Genomic DNA, 16,498 nt, shown 5'->3' on the forward strand with positions numbered 1-16,498 from the left:
GACCCGTGATCCCGCTGGGACCACCAGCGGGATCACGCGTCGGGGATGGCTCGCCAGACGCGGTCGGCGGACATCGGGAGCTCGAACAACCGGACACCGATCGCGTCCCGGATCGCGTTCGCCAGAGCGGGGGCGACGGGGTTGTAGGGCGCCTCGCTCATCGACTTCGCCCCGAGCGGGCCGATCGTGTCGTAGGTGTCGGCGTAGCGGACCTCGGTGTCGGGCAGGTCGTCGATCCGGGGGACGTAGTACTCCCGCAACGACACCGTCGGGCTGACACCGTCCGGCCCGACGCGGACCTCCTCGAACAGCGAGGACCCGATGGCCTGCGCGACACCGCCCTCGACCTGGCCCCGCAGCTGCACCGGGTTCAGGACGGTTCCCGCGTCGACGGCGTGGACGGAGCGGAGGATCCGCACCTCCCCGGAGTCGACGTCCACCGCGACGCGGAAACCCTGGACGTTGAACGCGACGGAGCGCAGCGCCGCGTCCTCGTCGCCGTGAGCCCCGGGCGCTGAACCGTTGCGGCGCAGACCTTCCGCGTGGAGTTCCGGCAGGGTCACCGACCGGCCTCCGCCGCTCGCCTCGGCGGGGCCGAGTTCCACCTGCCGCACCCCCACCCCGAGCAGGTCGGCGGCGAGCGTCCGCACCTGGTCCGCGACCTGCTCGCACGCCGACAGCAACGCCTTGCCGGCGACGACGGAGCCGGCCGAGCCGAACGCACCCGTGTCGTGCCGCGTGACGTCGGTGTCGCTCTGGCGCAGGCGGAGACGGTCGGCGGTCGTCCCGAGGGCGGAGACCGCGATCTGCTGGTGGACGGTGCTCGTCCCGTTGCCGAACTCGGCCGTGCCGACGTTCAGCTCCCACGTCCCGTCCGCCAGCAACCGCACGCTCGTGTCGGCGAAGTGCCCCCGGGGCGGGGTGGTCGCGATCATCGACAGCGCCATCCCGGACCCCGTCCGCCACTGCGGACCCTCCGGGGCGGGTTCACCGTCCCGGCTCATGCCCTCCTCGACCAGGTCGAGGCACTGGTCGAGTCCGTAGCTGCCGTAGCGCAGACCGTCGTCGGCCTCGGAACCGTCGGAGGGGTAGGACGTCACCACGAACGGGTCGCCGGGCACCACGACGTTGCGTCGCCGCAACTCGTAGGGGTCCATCCCGAGCTCGCGGGCGAGGTCGTCCATGGCCGACTCGAGGCCGAACACGACCTGCCCGAGTCCGTAACCGCGGAACGCACCGGAGGGGACGGTGTTCGTGTAGACGGCCTGCGCGTCGACCCGCTTGTTCTCGCACCGGTAGGTCGCCACCGTCTCGTGGCAGCCGTGGAACATCACCCCGGGCGAGTGGTTGCCGTAGGCGCCGGCGTTGGACAGCACCTCCAACGCCAGGGCGGTGAGGGTTCCGTCCAGGGTGGCCCCCAACCGCACGGACACCCGGAACGGGTGGCGGGTCGGCATCGCCGAGAGGGTGTCGCCGCGGGTCGTCTCGTACTGGACGGCGCGTCCGGTCCGCAGGGTCGCCAACCCGACCAGGTCCTCGACGAGGAGTTCCTGCTTGCCGCCGAAACCCCCGCCGACCCGGGCGGCGAGGACCCGGACCCGGTCGGGCTCCACCCCGAGGATGCGGGCGAGTTCGTCGCGCACCAGGAACGGCACCTGGGTGCTGGCCCGGACGACCAACCGGCCGTCCTCGTCCAGCCACGACACCGCCGCGTGGGTCTCGAGGGCGACGTGGGAGACGCGCTGGGTCTGCCAGGTCCCCGACACCGTCACGTCGGCCCGGGCGAGGGCCAGGTCCACGTCGCCGACCCCGCCGTGCAGTTCCGCGACGACGTTGCGCTGCGGGTCGCCGATGCGGGAGGCCGCGGCGTCCTTGTCGCCGTGGACCAGGGGGGCACCGGGTTCGCGGGCGAGGGCCGGGTCGAACACGGCGGGGAGTTCCTCGTACTCCACGACGATGCGGCGCAACGCCTCCTCGGCGGTGGCCAGGTCCTCGGCGACCGCGACCGCGACGCGTTGCCCGACGTGGCGGAGTACCGGGTCGAGGATCAGCGTGTCGTCCGGGTCGTCGAGGCGGTTCTCGTGCCGGCCCGTCGAGAACAGCGTCTGCGGGACGTTCTCGTGGGTCAGTACGAGGTGGACGCCCGCGAGGGCCTCGGCGGCCGCGGGGTCGATGCGGGTGATCCGGGCGTGCGCGTGCGGACTGCGCAGAACGGCGACGTGCAGGACGTCACCGGGCACCTCGTCCGGGCCGTGGTCGAGGGTGTAGCGCTCGCGGCCCGTGACGACGCGGCGACCCGCGGGGGCACCCACCCGCTCCCCCACCTTCCCGCTGGCGGGCAGCGGTTCCAGGTCGCCGCCGGTGATCGCCTCGCGGATCGCGCGGTATCCGGTGCACCTGCAGAGGTTCCCCTTGAGGTGCTCGGCGAGGTCGGCGCGCTGGGTGTCGTCGAACGCCGAGGCCGTCACCACCATGCCCGCGGTGCAGAAACCGCACTGGAAACCCGCGGCGTCGACGAACCGCTGCTGCACGGGGCTGAGCGCCTCCGGCGTTCCCAGTCCGGCGACGGTGGTGATCTCCCGGTCGGCCGCGCGCAGCGCGGGGTAGAGGCAGGAGTGGACCGGGTTCCCCTCGACCAGGACGGTGCAGGCGCCGCAGTCGCCGGAGTCACAGCCCTTCTTCACCTCGACGTGCGAACTCTCCCGCAGGAGCGTCCGCAGGCACTGTCCCGCCCGGGGTTGGACGTCGCGGGTCTCCCCGTTGACCACGATCTTCACGAGAGTTCCTCCACGATCTCGGCGGCGAAGCGCAACGTCGTCGCCCGGCGCCAGTCGGGGGCGCCGTGGACGTCGTCGAACCAACCCGGCCCGGCCTCGACCCGCTCCTCGACCTCGGCGACGAGGGTCCGCGGGTCCGGGACGGAGGGGTGGGAGAACACCAGCGGGTACGGGGTGGACGCCGTCACCGTGAGGGTGAAACCGCCGTCCTCCTCCCGCCGTCCCACGACCAACGACGCCGAACGGCCGAGCCGGGCCAGCGCCACCCGGCGGAACGACGTCGTCGCGCGCAACGCGGTGACGGGAAGGTCGATCGCCCGCAGCACCTCGCCGGGTTCCAGCGCGGTGCGGTTGTCGCCGGTCACGAACTCCGCGACCGGCACCCGGCGGATCCCGCCGTCGGCCACCCAGAGTTCCGCGACCCCGTCGAGGGCGGCGGTCAGCGACGTCATCGCCCCGGCCGGGAGGGCGGCGCAGACGTTCCCGCCGACGGTCGCGACCGAACGCACCTTGTACGAGGCCAGCAGCGCCCGGGTGCACTGCCGGAACAGCGCCCGCGCGGTCCAGTCGGTCGGGACGGGGATCGACTCCAGGGCCCCGATGGGGCAGGTCGCGGCCAGTCGCAGCCCCGCGTCGGTGACCGTGAAGGGTTCCCAGTCCAGCGTCGTCAGGTCGACGAGGGTCCGCAGGTGCGGCTGCGGGAGCGAGAACAACCACGTGCCACCGGCCAGGACCGACGTCGTCGGATCGCCGTCGTGGGCCCGCCGGAGGGCGTCCCGGTCCCGGACCGGGATGATGGTCTCGATCGTGTTCAGGTCCATGAGCTGCTTCCGGAGGTGCTGGCGTGCGGGTGGCCGACCTCTCCCGGGGTGACCTCGGGCTGCGGTGGCTGGGCGGGTCGCAGGCGTCCCTGGACCGCCCGGTGACGGGGACGACGACCGTCGACCTGCGCGACCCGGGCCGCTACGTGGCCGTCGGCCACCTCGTGCTGACCGGCCTGGCCTGGCGCCGCGACGCCGACGACAGCCCGGCCTTCGTCGCGTCCGTCGAGGCGGCGGGCGCGTGCGCCCTGGCCGTGGGCGAGGGACTGCTCGGCGAGGTGCCCGCGGACGTCGTCGCCGCGGCGGAGGCCGTGGGGCTGCCGGTGTTCGCGGTCCCGGCCGAGACCGCGTTCCACCGGGTGAACGCGTTCGTCGACGCCGCCGTGGGCCCGCGCGACGACACCGTGCAGCGCCTGCTCGCCGCGCTGGCCGCGGGCCGCGGGCTGCCGGAGGTCGTGGGGGGGCTGCCCGGGGTGCGGGTGCTGTCCGCGACCGGGCGACTGCTCGCGGGCGGGGCGCTCACCGAGGACGACGTCGACGTCCTCTTCGCCCTGGCTCCACCGGGGCGGCCCGTCGGCGAGGGACCCGCGCCGTGGCGGCTGGTCGCCGACGGCCTGCCGGAGGTGACCCTGACGGCGCTGGCCGGGGTGCTCGCCCTGCACCGGCGGCTGCCGGAGAACCCCGCAGCCCCGTCCGGAACCGTGCTGGGGGTCGGGGCCGAGGAACTCGACCTCGTCCTCGACGCCCTCGCCGACGGACCGCACGCGGTCGTGGACGGCGTCGTGCTCACGCAGGACGTCGCTCTGCTCGAACGACGGCTGCACCGGACGGGACGTCCCCTGGTCGTGGGGGTCAGCCGTCCCGTCGACGACCCGGCCGAAGCGGTTGCCGGAGCCCGGCGGGCACTGCGGGCCGCCCGGAGCCGACCGGGCCTCGTCGTGGAGCACGACCGCGACACCGGCGGCGTCGAGGACCTGTTGCGTTCCGTCCCGGCCGAGGAGCGACGGCGGTTCGCCGAACGCGTCCTGGCCGGGGTGCTGGACGATCCCGACCTGCTGCTGACGTTGCGGACGCTGTTGCGGGAGGGCCGCTCGCCCACCCGCACCGCCGCACTGCTGCACGTCCACCAGAACACCGTGCGCTACCGGCTCAGCCGTGTCGAGTCGTTGCTCGACCGCGACCTGCGCGACGTCGACGACGTGGTGGACCTGCAGGTCGCGCTGCGACTGCTGGACCGGAGCTGAGTCAGTAGTCGACACGTTCGACGCTCGCGAGCCAGGCGTCGAAGGGCGCGGGTGAGTTCCCGTCGCGCTGCTGGACGACGGGGACCGCCCACGCGGAGCGCGGGGTGTCGAACAACTCGTAGAACGCACGGTCGTCGAAACCCCCGCGGGCCGCGTCGTCCCGGTCGGCGGCGAAGAGCACGCGGTCCACGCGCGACCACAACGCGGACGCCAGGCACATGGGGCACGGTTCGCAGCTGGAGTACAGCGTGCAGCCGGCGAGGCTGAACGAGCCGAGTTCCTGGCAGGCCGCGCGGATCGCCTGGACCTCGGCGTGCGCGGTCGGGTCGTTGTCACGGGTGACGCGGTTCTGGCCCTGCGCGATGACGACTCCGTCGCGGACGACGACCGCCCCGAAGGGGCCACCCCCGTCGGCGACGTTCTGCACGGCGAGGTCGACCGCCAGGTCGAGGAACTTCTGGTCGTCCATCACCGTTCCCACGCGATCGGTGCGGGCGGTGCGTCGTCGCGGGCCACGACGGCCTGGATCAGGCCGTAGGGGCGGTCGTCGGCGTGGAACACCTCACCGGAGTTCTGGACGCCGAAACGGGCCAGGTCGTAGAGGAAGTGGTGCTTGTTCGGCGCCACCAGCCGGACCTCCGCGACGGCCGGGACGGTCTCGATCGCGGCCTTGCCCATGAGCCACAACGTCTGCTGGAGGGCCTTGGAGTGAACCGTCGCGAACTGGGTGACCATCGCGGACTTGACGGCGTCGTAGGCGGCGTCGAAGTCGAACCCCTCCTGCAGGCAGGTCGCGTCGTAGCGCCAGGTCGCGACCAGCGAGGTCGCCATCACGCGATCCTCGGTGGGTTCCAGCGTCGTGTACTCGTCGACCATGAAGTCCTTGAACGTCGACCCCGTGGACTTGAGCAGCGTGAACTCCTTGAGCCCGGCGACGACGTGGGTCTCCTGCTCTGAGCCCTTGCCGGACACCGTGATCGCGGCCGTACGGACCTCGCTGCCGGAGCGCGTCCAGCTGTGGTCGTGCTCCGCGCCGTTCACCGTGGCGCGGGTCCACAGGTAGGAGTCGACGTCGATGCGGGCGCCGCTGACGGGTTCCACGTCGTCGACGAAGTGCCGGGCCAGGTCGAGGGCGTACCCCTCGACGCTGGCGATGCCCTTCTCCTTGGCGTAGGAGTACATCGTGTTCTTCTGCGTGTCCGTGGGCAGGACCTTCGTCTGGTCACCCGTGAGGTACGCGTCGGCGAAGTCGCCGCGCAGGGTGGAGGTGACGTTGAGGTCGACGATCTCGTGGCGCGGGGTGTCGCGCTGGAACCGCACGACGCGGTTCTCCGCCTTGCCGTACTGGTGACCCGCCAGGTAGACGGCCATCGTGTCAGCTCCCTCGGTAGGTGGAGTAGGCGAACGGTGAGAGCAGCAGGGGGACGTGCAGGTGCGCCCGGTCGGCACCGACGGAGAAGGCGACGACGACCTCGGGGTAGAACGTCTCACGACCGGCCGCGGCGAACCAGGGCCCGGTCTGGAACAGGAGCCGGTAGGTCCCCGGCGCGAGTTCCTCGGCCAGGCGGGCACGGCCGTCGTCGTCGGTGGACCCGCTCGCGACGGGGGTTCCGTCGGCGTCGGCCAGCACCACCGACATCCCCGCGGACGGGGTTCCGGTGACGGCGTCCAGGACGTGCGTCGAGAGGCTGGTCACGACGCCACCAGCCGGGTCAGCCGGAGCCGGGTGATCGCGGCGAGTTCCTCGCGCAGGACCTTCCGCTCGGTGTCCGGGTCGTTGCCGAGGCGGGAGTCCAGGACCGCGAGGAGTTCCTCGGCGCTCCTGCCCGACGCGCAGACCAGGTAGACGTGCCCGAACTTCTCCTCGTAGGCCCGGTTCCCCGTCGCGAGCGCGTCCAGCACCTCGGAGCCGGCGGCCAGCGCGCCCGCCTGTTCACGTCGGGAGTCGGCGCTCTCGGAGCGTTCCCCGATCCGGGGGTGCGCGGCCAGGGCGACGTCGACATCGGCCTCGGAGGTCGCGGCGAGTTCCTCGTCGGCGATCTCCAGCAGGCTCACCAGCGATCCGAAGGGGCGGCGCGCGGCCGTCCGCGCCGCCCAGGCCGGCGCGTCGCAGCAGGTGCGCAGCAACTCCTCGCAGCGCGCCGTCCCGGCGTCGTCGAGCTCACCGATGCCCACGGACCCTCCCTCTCTCCACGTTCCTGCGACCAGTGTCACCTGCGCGACGCCCGGCGCGCAGCCTCCGGGGCACCAACGTTCCCAGTCCACCGGCACACGGGTTTGGACGAACCTCCAGAACCGACCCCGACCACCCGCGCGGGGAAACCTGACCGAAACATGGTTCGATCCGCGGGTGGGTGTGGTGGGGATCGTGCTGGCCGCGGGGGCGGGCCGGCGGATGGGTGCGCCCAAGGCCCTGCTGCGTCACCCCGACGGCCGGACGTTCGCGGCGGCGACCGCCGAGCTGCTGGTGGCGGCGGGATGCTCCTCCGTCCTGGTCACCCTGGGCGCCGGGCAGGAACTGCCCTCCGGGGTCGTCGCGGTCGAGGTCCCGGACGCCTCCCGCGGGCCGGGGGCGGGGTTGGCCCGGGCGCTGCGGCACCCATCGGCCCAGCAGGCGGACACGGTGCTGATCACCCTCGTCGACCTGCCCGGGATCGACGTGGCCGGGGTGCGGGCCGTGCTCGGACTCGCCTCGCCGACCGTGCTCGCGCGGGGGGTCGAGCGCGGACGTCCCGGTCACCCCGTGCTGATCGGCCGCGAGCACGTGGCCCGCGCCCTGGAACTCGCGGACACCGGGTCCGGTCTGAACGCGCTGTTCGGCGAGATCCCGTGGACGGCCGTCGAGGTTCCGGGGGCGGCTGCGGACGTCGACCACCCCGAGGACCTCCCACCCGGAACACGGTCCGTGTAACACACTCTTCACACGCGAGTTCCGTGCAGCCTGTTCCGCCGCCGGTGTTCGCGTGCCAGCGTGCTGTGATGGCGAGCGAACTGCGGGTTCAGCACGGCGTCCACCCGGTCGACGAGGTGCCGCCGCTGCGGAGACTCGCCCCTCTCGGGTTGCAGCACGTCCTCGCGATGTACGCCGGTGCCGTCGCGGTGCCGCTCATCGTCGGCGGGGCGATGATCTCGGCCGGCCGGATGTCGCCCGACGACCTCGCCCACCTCATCGTGGCGGACCTGTTCGTGGCCGGGATCGCGACCATCGTCCAGTCGGTGGGTTTCTGGCGGTTCGGGGTCCGGCTGCCCCTGATGCAGGGCTGCACCTTCGCCGCCGTCGGCCCGATGATCACCATCGGCACCCAGCACGGGGTCGCCGCGATCTACGGTTCGGTCATCGCCTGCGGCGTGTTCATGGTGGTGCTCGCCCCGGTGTTCTCGAAGCTCCTGCGGTTCTTCCCGCCGCTGGTCACCGGCACCGTGATCCTGCTCATCGGGTTGTCGCTCATGAGCGTCGCCGCCGGCTGGGCCGGTGGCGGAACGGGTGCCGCCGACTTCGGCGCCCCGTCGAACCTGCTGCTCGCGCTGTTCACCCTGGTCGCGATCCTGCTGATCGAACGCCTCGCCCCGCCCGCCGTCGCCCGAATCGCGATCCTGCTCGGGATCGTCGTGGGAACCGTCGTCGCGGCGATCGCCGGGAAGGTCGACGTCACCGGGGTCGGTGACCAGGCGTGGTTCGGGATCTCGACACCGTTCGCGTTCGGCGCCCCCTCGTTCCAGGTGGGTTCCGTCATCGCGATGTGCGTCGTCGCGCTGGTCATCATGACCGAGACGACGGGCGACGTACTGGCCATCGGTGAGATCGTCGACCAGCGCCTCGAACCCCGCGACATCGCCGACGGACTGCGCGCCGACGGGTTGTCCACGGTCCTCGGTGGGGTGTTCAACACGTTCCCCTACACGGCGTTCGCGCAGAACGTCGGGCTGGTGAGCCTGTCCGGGGTCCGTTCCCGCTACGTCGCGACGTTCGCGGGCGGGATCCTCGTCGTCCTGGGCCTGGTGCCGAAGCTCGGCGCCGTCGTGGGTTCCGTTCCCGTCGCCGTCCTCGGCGGGGCCGGGGTGGCGTTGTTCGGGATGGTCGCGGCGAGCGGCATCCGGACCCTCGCGTCCTGCACGCTGGACAGTCGGGCCCTGCTGATGATCGCCGTGGCCCTCGGCGTCGGGTTGCTGCCGACGGTCAACCCCGGCATCTACGCCCGAACCCCCGACTGGTTCCAGACCATCTTCGACTCCGGGATCTCCTCGGGGGCCATCGTCGCGATCGTGCTGCACCGGATCCTCTGTACGAGCACGCACACCCCCGAGGAGCAGGCCCGCGCCGCGGCCGAGGCGGCCGGGGTCGCCACGCGGAGCCACTGAACCTCAGCCCGTTCGGGCCCTCGACAGACGGCCCTGGTGGACGAGTCGTCCCTGCCGGTCGAACGCCGCCCAGGTGGTCTCGTCGAGGTCCGTCGCCTTCGCGACGGGCACCGGCGTCCACCAGTACCGGTCGAAGAACGCGGCCTCGAACTCCTTGCCGTCCGGGGTCGACACCACGACGCGGGCGTCGTCGCTCCCCCGGAGTCCGAAGACCGAGGCCGTGGCGGGGTCGGAATCCCCGGCACCGACCCAGCCCCCGAGGACCTGGTCGCCGGGGAAGTCGTCCGAGATCGGCCCGTCCACGGCGCCCCCGTCCAGGGAGACGCAGAATCGCGTCTCACCACCCGCGACCTCGTAGAGCACCCCTCGTCCCGCGGCGCTGGTCGCGCCGGCGAGCGCCGTGACGTCCGTGTACACGCCGCGTCTGTGTGCGCAGTCCTCGGCCAACGGGGTCAGGGTCGACGGGTCCACCACCTGCGCCCGGACCGGACCGGCCGGCTGCACGGAGAGGGGGTTTCCCGAGGGGTTCCACGTCACTGCGATCGCGACGACCGCCGCGGCGGCGAGACCGGCGACGACACCACCCCCGATCCGGCGCCGACGACGGCGAGCACCGACGAGTTCCCGGTTGCGCGCCCACTGGTCCTCGGTCGCGGCTTCGATCGGTACGGCGACCGCGTCGAGGAGTTTCTGCAGATCGTTCACGGTCGCTCCTCCAGCAGGTTCGCGAGCGCCGCCTGGGCGCGGGAGATCGTGGACTTGGCGGTGCCGACGGGCACGTCGAGCGCGTCGGCGACCTCGGCGACGGGGAGGTCGAGCCAGTAGCGCAGGACGAGGGCCTCGCGGTGGCGGGCGGACAGCTTCCCCAGCGCGGTGCGGAGTTCGTCGACCTGTTCGGCGGCGACGACGGTCTCCTCGGCGGAGACCGCGGTGCGGGGCACCTCGCCGGGGGTGCGACGGACGACGCGCAGGTGGCGAAGCCGGGAGGTGGCGAGGTTCGCGGTCGTGCGCCGGACGTGGGCGAGGGCCGCGGCGGGGTCGCGCAGTCGCCGTCGGTGTTCGTGGAGGCGGACGAACGCCTCCTGGGCGACGTCCTCGGCGTCGTCGGCGCCCAGCAGCTGGGCGAGCCGGACGGTCGCGCGGAAGTGGCGGCGGAAGAGGTCCTGGTACTGGGCCTCGGGGTCCCGCTCGACGGTCGCCTCTGCGGGGGCGTCGCTGACTGCTCTCACACCCTCAGGACGCTTCAGGAGGACGAACGTTCCACACCAGCGCTTCAGTAGTCGGTGGAGACGCGCCCCTGGCCGACGAGGCGACCGTAGCGGTCGTAGGCCGTCCACCGGCTGTCGTCGAGGAGGGACTGGTCCGCGACGTGCACGGGGGTCCACCAGTACCGGTCGAGGAAGATCGTCTGGTACTGCTGGCCGTCGGGGGTGGAGACGACGACCCGGGCGTAGCCCGCCTTCCGGGGTCCGAACAGCGAGGCGTCGAAGGAGCCGTCCTGGTTCTTCACCCACCCCCAGAGGACCTGCCGGCCCAGGGAGTCGACCTCGACGCGGTTGTCGACGCTGCCCGCGGCGAAGGCCACGCAGAAGTGCGTCTCGCCGTCGGCGAACCGGTAGAGGGCGGACGTCGCGAGGGAGCCTTCCCCGCCGGCGAGGACGGAGTAGGGGTCCGCCCGCTGCAGTTCCCAGACGCACTGCCCGGCCGTCGTCCGCAGGGTCGCGGGCCTGGCGACCTCGGCCTGGGGCGCTCGCGTCGCCTCGGCGGGGAACGCGTTCCCGAGCGGCGACCACACGGCGACGGCGGCGGCGAGCGGGACCACGGCGGCGCTCACCACCCCACCCAGCCGTCGCCTCACCCGGCAACGGTTCCACACCGGCTCAGGTTCTGGCGCGTCGATGCCGACAACGGGGGCGACTCACCCGTTCGGCCCAGAGGAGCAGCCATGAGCCAGACCACGACGCTCGCCGTGATCGGCGGCGCCGCCGCGCTCGCCTCCGCCGTCCTCGGCCTGGTCCAGCACCACGACACGGCTCCCGCGCAGGCCGCTCCGCGGCCGGTGGCGCCGGTCGTCCTGCACCTGGAGCACCCGCTGTACGTGCTGCCGGCGCCGGCGCAGGGCCTCCTCGGTCCGGACGAGGGCCCGGGGTCCGGCGACGTCCTCCAGCCGTGGGACGTCGTCCCTCCGGTCGCTCCCCCGGTGCTCGCCCCGCACGCGGTGATCCGTCCGCTCTGAGGGGTTCCGCCCGCCCCGCGGGGAGTCCTAACGTCGTGCCGTGACGACCCTGCCGGACCGCTCCGAGACCGCCCTGCTCGTCATCGACGTCCAGCAGGGGGTGATGAGCGCGAGCGTGGACACCGAGAACGTCGTCGCGAACATCTCGCGCCTGCTCGAGCGCGCCCGCACCGACGGTGTGCCTGTCGTGTGGGTGCAGCACTCCAGCGAGGAACTCCCGCTGGGCTCCGAGGAGTGGCAGTTCGTGCCCGAGCTCGTCCCCGACCCGGCGGAACCGTTGGTGCACAAGCGCTACGGGGACGCCTTCGAGGACACCGACCTCGAGGCCGTGCTGGCCGAACGGGCCGTCGGCCGGTTGATCGTCACGGGGGCGCAGTCCGACGCCTGCATCCGCTCGACGCTGCACGGCGGTTTCACCCGCGGCTACGACGTGACCCTCGTGGGCGACGCGCACACCACCGAGGACCTCGGCGAGTGGGGCGCGCCCCCGCCGGAGCAGGTCATCGCGCACACGAACCTCTACTGGAGCTTCCAGAGCGCCCCCGGCCGCACGGCCGGCACGGTGTCGACCGCGGACGTGGAGTTCGGCGCGCCCCTCGCCGTCTGACTCACGCGTCCTCGGCCGGGGTGGCGGCCACCAGCGCGTTCGCGTGGCCGTGGCCCATGCCGTGCTCGGTCTTCAGCCAGGCGACGAGTTCCATGTGCTTGACCCCCGGCTGCTCGGCCCTGCGCTCACGCAGCGCCTCCTGCCAGTGCGCGACGGGGTGGCCGTACTTCGCCTCGATGGCGGGGAAGTAGGACGCGGGGCCCTTGACGGGTTCGGGCACGGTCGGCTCCTGTCGGTTCGTGGTCTCTGCGCTGTGCAGACTCGTCGCCGCACCAGGACTCATCGCCGATGATGCCGTGCGTGTCACGTGGGCGTGGTTGCACCTCTGGGTGTGACGAAGGGGTCGCCCCGGCACCGGATGCATCTCACCCACACCTCACTCCACGTGGTGACACCGATGGGTGCGCCCTCCGCGGGACGGGACCGCACGCCGCGGGTCCACCCCGCGGTCGCCCGGGGAACGGAAACCCCTCGACGGGTCGGTACCGGTCTGCTCGAATCTCCGTCGTGCTCATCAGACCCGAGGAACCCCGGGACCACGACGCCGTCCGTGACGTCCACCTCGCCGCGTTCGGCGACCACGGCGCGAAGGTCGCCGAGCTGGCCGACGCGTTGCGCGCCGGGAACCCGGTCTCGCTCGTCGCGGAGGTGGACGGCGCGGTGGTGGGTCACGTGATGGTCGGTCGCAACCTGCTCGACGCGCCCCCGCGCCTGGTCGACGTCGGGGTCCTCAGCCCGCTCGGCGTGCTGGCGCAGCACCAGCGGCGGGGGGTCGGGAAGGCCCTGGTGGCGGCGGCGATCGAGGCGACCACGTTCCCGGCGCTCTTCCTCGAGGGGGATCCCCGGTACTACTCGCGGCTGGGGTTCCGCGCAGGTGCGGACCTCGGTTTCCGGCGGCCGTCGCTGCGGATCCCACCGGCCGCGTTCCAGGTCGTGCTGCTGGACGGCCACGAGGAGTGGATGACGGGGACCCTCGTCTACGACGCGGTCTTCTGGCGCCTGGACGCCGTCGGGCTGCGCTGAGCTCAGGCGGCGTGGGCGAGACGGTCGCGACCGGCCCGCTTCGCCTCGTAGAGCGCGGAGTCGGCGCGGGCGTAGAGGTCCTCGGCGCGGGTCACCCCGAGGGTCATCGACGACAGCCCGGCGCTGATCGAGAGCGGCACGACGACCCCGCCGGGCAGCTGGAGGGGCGTGCGGCGGACGACGTCGACGAACGCCTGCGCGCGACGGGCGGCGGTCTCGGCCGTGCAGTCCAGCATCAGGACGGCGAGCTCGTCCCCGCCCATCCGGGCCACGACGTCGCCGTCGCGGCAGCAGCCGGTCAGCAGGTTCGCGACGTGGGCGAGCGCCGCGTCCCCGCCGAGGTGGCCGAAGGTGTCGTTGACGGCCTTGAACCGGTCGAGGTCGATGACGACGAGGGCCGTGTTCCCGGTGGCGCGGACGGCGGCCTCGGTGGCGGAGTCCAGGACCCGGCGGGTGACGAGCCCGGTGAGGGGGTCGACGCCGGCCTGGAGCCGCAACTGCTCGACGAGCCGTTCCTGGGCGGCCCCGGCCCGGGTGAGGACACCACCGACCAGCAGCAGCAGGACGGTCAGGTAGGCGAAGTCGGTCACGGCCTGGTCGATGGGCAGGAAGGTGAAGACGACGACCGCCTCGCCCGTGAGGGTGGCGACCGTGACGACGAGCGCGCCCGCGAACCGGAGCTGCGCGGCCGCCCAGACGACCGGGACGACGAAGAAGACCTGGCCGGTGACCCCCGCGTCGTGGCTGAGCACGTCGAGCCACACGACGGCCCCGACCCCGGCGAGGGGAGCGAGGACGACCAGCGGCGCCGTCCGTTCGACCGGCAGGCTCAGCAGCACCGCCGACAGCGCGCCCAGGCCGAGCAGGGCGATGATCTTGGCGGAGTGCAGTCCGCCCATGGTGGTGGCACCGGAGACCAGGCAGGTCACGATCGTGGTCATGAGCGCGACGGCCGCCCACAGGCGGGCCGAGCGCGGGTTCCGGGCACTCAGCGACCACAGCAGGGCACCCTTCCGACCGACGGTGCGGGGAGTTGAGTCCACGTTCCGGTATCGGGCACCGGGTCCGACGTCTCAACCCCCCGGTGACGAACTTCGTCCTTCCGGAGCAGTGGCGCGGCGGAAGAGGGCGGCTCGTCCGGGGGTTGCCCTGGACATGAGCACTCGCCAGCACAAGACCCCCGGACCGGACCACCCCATCACCGTCACCCCGACGTCCGGGCGCGTCGTCGCGCGCGTGGGCGACACCGTGGTCGCCACCTCGACGTCGGCGCAGACGCTGCAGGAGTCGACCTACCCGGCCGTGCAGTACCTGCCGCTGGCCGACTTGGACCCGGTGTTGCTGACGAAGACGGCGACGACGTCGTGGTGCCCCTACAAGGGTGAGGCGTCGTACTACTCGCTGACCGTGGACGGTGCGGAGCTCACCGACGCGGTCTGGACCTACGAGGACGCCTCCCCCGCGGTGGCCCCGATCACCGGCCACGTGGCGTTCTACCCGGACCGGGTCTCGGTCACCGTCGAGGACTGACCCCGAGGCGTCAGGAGTGGGCGGGGACCTCGCCGCCGAGGGTCTCCTCGACCCCGTCGGACACGTCGTCGCTCACCTCGTCGCTGCGTCCGCCGCCGTCACCGCTGGTGAGGTGGTGGGCGGCGACGACGAGCGGGAAGTGGCTGAAGGCCTGCGGGAAGTTGCCGAGCTGACGCTTGGAGACGGGGTCGTACTCCTCGGCCAGCAGCCCGACGTCGTTGCGCAGCGACAGCAGGCGGTTGAACAGCGCCCGCGCCTCCTCGGTCCGGCCGATGCCGTGCAGGGCGTCGACGAGCCAGAACGAGCAGGCCAGGAAGACCCCTTCGGAACCGGGCAACCCGTCGCCGGACTCCTCCGTCCGGTAACGCATCACGAGCCCGTCCTGGGTCAGGTCGCGCTGGATCGCGTCGACCGTCGCCACGACGCGGGGGTCGTCGAAGGGCAGGAAACCGACGCGCGGGATGAGCAGCAGGCTCGCGTCGAGGTTGTCGGAACCGTAGGACTGGGTGAACGTCCCCGTCGTCGGGGAGACCCCGTTCGCGAGGACGTCGGCGCGGATCTCGTCCCGCACGCGGCGCCAGCGCTGCACCGGTCCGGGCAGGCCGAACTCCTCGACGCTGCGCACCATCCGGTCGGCCGCGACCCAGGCCATGACCTTGGAGTGGGTGAAGTGGCGGCGGTCGCCGCGCATCTCCCACAGACCGTTGTCGGCCTCCTGCCACCGCGCCTCGAGGTGGTGCATGAGGGCCTTCTGCAGGTTCCACGAGTCGTCCTCGCGTTCCAGGCCGGCCTGGCGGGCGAGGAAGAGGCTGTCCAGGACCTCGCCCCACACGTCGAGCTGCAGCTGGCCGGCGGCCTCGTTGCCGATGCGGACCGGGGAGGAGCCCTCGTAGCCCTTGAGCCACGGCAGTTCCATCTCGGGCAGGCGCCGGGTGCCGTCGAGGCCGTACATGATCTGCAGGTCGCCGGGGTCGCCGGCGACCGTCCGCAGCAGCCAGTCGCGCCAGGCCCCGGCCTCCTCGACGTGGCCGGAGAGCAGCATGGCCTGCAGGGTGTAGGTGGCGTCGCGCAGCCAGCAGTAGCGGTAGTCCCAGTTGCGGGTGCCCCCGATCTCCTCGGGCAGCGACGTCGTGACCGCGGCCACTATTCCCCCCGTGGGGGCGTAGGTCATCGCCTTGAGCACCACCAGCGACCGCGTGACGGCCTCTTCCCAGTGCCCCTCGACGGTCTCCGCCTGGCTCCAGTCCCCCCAGAAGTCGAGGGTGTCCTGCAGCGCGTGGAAGGGGTCCGGGCGGTGCGGCATCTTCTCGTGGCTCTTGCCCCACGTCAGGACGAACGGGACGCGCTCACCCTCGGTGATGACGAAGTCGGAGACGGACGTGAGGTCGCGCCCCTGGATGTCGGTGGTGCTCCAGAACCAGACCGAGTCCGGTCCGGCGACGGCCTCGAGCTCGTCGCCGCGCCGGCGGACCCACGGCACGATCGACCCGTAGTCGAAGCGGAGGGCGAGCTCGGAACTCATCCGGACCTCGCCCTCGAGGCCCTCGACGATGCGGATGACGTCGGGGTGGTTGCCGCGCGGCGGCATGAAGTCGGTGACGCGGACGGTGCCGTCCGGGGTGTCCCACTCCGTCTCCAGGATCAGCGAGCTGCCGCGGTAGCGGCGGCGACTGCACGTGGCCCCACCGACGGGTCCCAGTCGCCAGCGTCCCGCGTCCGGGGTGTCGAGCAACGCGGCGAAGCAGGCCGGGGAGTCGAACCTCGGGAAGCAGAGCCAGTCGATCGATCCGGTGCGGTCGATCAGCGCGGCGGTGTGGAGATCACCGATGAGCGCGTAGTCCTCGATCCTGGCCATTGGCCCATCTTCTCCCGAGCGGAGCACCCGGATGGACACAGGGCCC

General features: G+C 72.6%; 19 protein-coding genes. 7 read left to right on the plus strand and 12 right to left on the minus strand.

Translation table 11 applies throughout. From position 1 onward, the window contains the following. Positions 1 to 32 precede the first annotated feature (32 nt). Complete coding sequence (locus SJY07_RS12520) at positions 33 to 2,777, minus strand: molybdopterin-dependent oxidoreductase (RefSeq protein WP_380159485.1); 2,745 nt, start codon at positions 2,775 to 2,777, stop codon at positions 33 to 35. Further along, on the minus strand, positions 2,774 to 3,598 hold the full coding sequence (locus SJY07_RS12525; RefSeq protein ID WP_380159487.1) for an FAD binding domain-containing protein: 825 nt from the start codon (positions 3,596 to 3,598) through the stop codon (positions 2,774 to 2,776). Before SJY07_RS12525 ends, SJY07_RS12520 begins: the two co-directional genes overlap by 4 nt. Before the next feature lie 23 nt (positions 3,599 to 3,621). On the opposite strand from SJY07_RS12525, the gene SJY07_RS12530 reads away from it, so the two are divergent. After that, a complete protein-coding gene (locus tag SJY07_RS12530) occupies positions 3,622 to 4,842 on the plus strand; it encodes a helix-turn-helix domain-containing protein (RefSeq protein ID WP_380159489.1) in 1,221 nt (406 codons plus the stop codon). A 1-nt stretch (position 4,843) separates the two neighbouring features. Here the strand turns inward: SJY07_RS12530 and SJY07_RS12535 are convergent, their stop codons facing one another. Genes SJY07_RS12535 through uraD form a run of 4 tightly spaced genes read right to left on the minus strand, consistent with a single transcriptional unit; the run spans position 4,844 to position 7,017 of the window. Next, complete coding sequence (locus tag SJY07_RS12535; protein ID WP_380159491.1) at positions 4,844 to 5,311, minus strand: nucleoside deaminase; 468 nt, start codon at positions 5,309 to 5,311, stop codon at positions 4,844 to 4,846. After that, positions 5,311 to 6,213 carry a factor-independent urate hydroxylase gene (pucL, locus tag SJY07_RS12540; protein ID WP_380159493.1) on the minus strand — a complete coding sequence of 301 codons (903 nt, stop codon included), beginning with the start codon at positions 6,211 to 6,213 and terminating at the stop codon, positions 5,311 to 5,313. Before pucL ends, SJY07_RS12535 begins: the two co-directional genes overlap by 1 nt. A gap of 4 nt (positions 6,214 to 6,217) precedes the next feature. Further along, complete coding sequence (gene uraH, locus SJY07_RS12545; RefSeq protein WP_380159495.1) at positions 6,218 to 6,538, minus strand: hydroxyisourate hydrolase; 321 nt, start codon at positions 6,536 to 6,538, stop codon at positions 6,218 to 6,220. Continuing rightward, positions 6,535 to 7,017: a 2-oxo-4-hydroxy-4-carboxy-5-ureidoimidazoline decarboxylase gene (uraD, locus tag SJY07_RS12550; protein WP_380159498.1), complete on the minus strand. Its 483-nt coding sequence runs from the start codon at positions 7,015 to 7,017 to the stop codon at positions 6,535 to 6,537. Before uraD ends, uraH begins: the two co-directional genes overlap by 4 nt. 175 nt (positions 7,018 to 7,192) lie before the next feature. Here uraD and SJY07_RS12555 point away from each other — a divergent pair, with 175 nt between their 5' ends. After that, positions 7,193 to 7,753, plus strand: a complete 561-nt coding sequence (locus SJY07_RS12555) for an NTP transferase domain-containing protein (RefSeq protein ID WP_380159500.1) — start codon at positions 7,193 to 7,195, stop codon at positions 7,751 to 7,753. A 68-nt stretch (positions 7,754 to 7,821) separates the two neighbouring features. Beyond that, positions 7,822 to 9,201 (plus strand): nucleobase:cation symporter-2 family protein, encoded by a 1,380-nt coding sequence (locus SJY07_RS12560; protein WP_380159501.1) that lies wholly within the window; start codon positions 7,822 to 7,824, stop codon positions 9,199 to 9,201. 3 nt (positions 9,202 to 9,204) lie between these two features. On the opposite strand, the gene SJY07_RS12565 is transcribed toward SJY07_RS12560, so the two are convergent. Genes SJY07_RS12565 through SJY07_RS12575 form a run of 3 tightly spaced genes read right to left on the minus strand, consistent with a single transcriptional unit; the run spans position 9,205 to position 11,035 of the window. Next, positions 9,205 to 9,906 (minus strand): hypothetical protein, encoded by a 702-nt coding sequence (locus SJY07_RS12565; protein WP_380159503.1) that lies wholly within the window; start codon positions 9,904 to 9,906, stop codon positions 9,205 to 9,207. Continuing rightward, positions 9,903 to 10,430, minus strand: a complete 528-nt coding sequence (locus tag SJY07_RS12570) for an RNA polymerase sigma factor (protein WP_380159505.1) — start codon at positions 10,428 to 10,430, stop codon at positions 9,903 to 9,905. Before SJY07_RS12570 ends, SJY07_RS12565 begins: the two co-directional genes overlap by 4 nt. Before the next feature lie 44 nt (positions 10,431 to 10,474). Further along, positions 10,475 to 11,035, minus strand: a complete 561-nt coding sequence (locus tag SJY07_RS12575; protein WP_380159507.1) for a hypothetical protein — start codon at positions 11,033 to 11,035, stop codon at positions 10,475 to 10,477. A gap of 111 nt (positions 11,036 to 11,146) precedes the next feature. Here SJY07_RS12575 and SJY07_RS12580 point away from each other — a divergent pair, with 111 nt between their 5' ends. Together SJY07_RS12580 and SJY07_RS12585 are read left to right on the plus strand one after the other, a co-directional pair. After that, positions 11,147 to 11,437 (plus strand): hypothetical protein, encoded by a 291-nt coding sequence (locus SJY07_RS12580; RefSeq protein ID WP_380159509.1) that lies wholly within the window; start codon positions 11,147 to 11,149, stop codon positions 11,435 to 11,437. Positions 11,438 to 11,477: 40 nt separating this feature from the next. Beyond that, positions 11,478 to 12,044 (plus strand): cysteine hydrolase family protein, encoded by a 567-nt coding sequence (locus SJY07_RS12585; RefSeq protein ID WP_380159511.1) that lies wholly within the window; start codon positions 11,478 to 11,480, stop codon positions 12,042 to 12,044. Between the two features lies 1 nt (position 12,045). Here SJY07_RS12585 and SJY07_RS12590 read toward each other — a convergent pair whose 3' ends face one another. Then, positions 12,046 to 12,264 carry a DUF4287 domain-containing protein gene (locus SJY07_RS12590; RefSeq protein ID WP_328293897.1) on the minus strand — a complete coding sequence of 73 codons (219 nt, stop codon included), beginning with the start codon at positions 12,262 to 12,264 and terminating at the stop codon, positions 12,046 to 12,048. Positions 12,265 to 12,551: 287 nt separating this feature from the next. Here SJY07_RS12590 and SJY07_RS12595 point away from each other — a divergent pair, with 287 nt between their 5' ends. Then, positions 12,552 to 13,067 carry a GNAT family N-acetyltransferase gene (locus SJY07_RS12595; protein ID WP_380159514.1) on the plus strand — a complete coding sequence of 172 codons (516 nt, stop codon included), beginning with the start codon at positions 12,552 to 12,554 and terminating at the stop codon, positions 13,065 to 13,067. Between the two features lie 2 nt (positions 13,068 to 13,069). Here SJY07_RS12595 and SJY07_RS12600 read toward each other — a convergent pair whose 3' ends face one another. Continuing rightward, positions 13,070 to 14,110: a GGDEF domain-containing protein gene (locus tag SJY07_RS12600; protein ID WP_380159516.1), complete on the minus strand. Its 1,041-nt coding sequence runs from the start codon at positions 14,108 to 14,110 to the stop codon at positions 13,070 to 13,072. A gap of 112 nt (positions 14,111 to 14,222) precedes the next feature. On the opposite strand from SJY07_RS12600, the gene SJY07_RS12605 reads away from it, so the two are divergent. Continuing rightward, on the plus strand, positions 14,223 to 14,597 hold the full coding sequence (locus SJY07_RS12605) for a DUF427 domain-containing protein (RefSeq protein WP_380159518.1): 375 nt from the start codon (positions 14,223 to 14,225) through the stop codon (positions 14,595 to 14,597). A gap of 10 nt (positions 14,598 to 14,607) precedes the next feature. Here SJY07_RS12605 and SJY07_RS12610 read toward each other — a convergent pair whose 3' ends face one another. Then, entirely contained in the window at positions 14,608 to 16,452 is a 1,845-nt protein-coding gene (locus tag SJY07_RS12610; RefSeq protein WP_380159520.1) for a glycoside hydrolase family 15 protein, read from the minus strand. Positions 16,453 to 16,498: the final 46 nt, after the last annotated feature.

This window comes from Kineococcus sp. R86509 (assembly GCF_042466365.1).
GTDB lineage: Bacteria > Actinomycetota > Actinomycetes > Actinomycetales > Kineococcaceae > Kineococcus.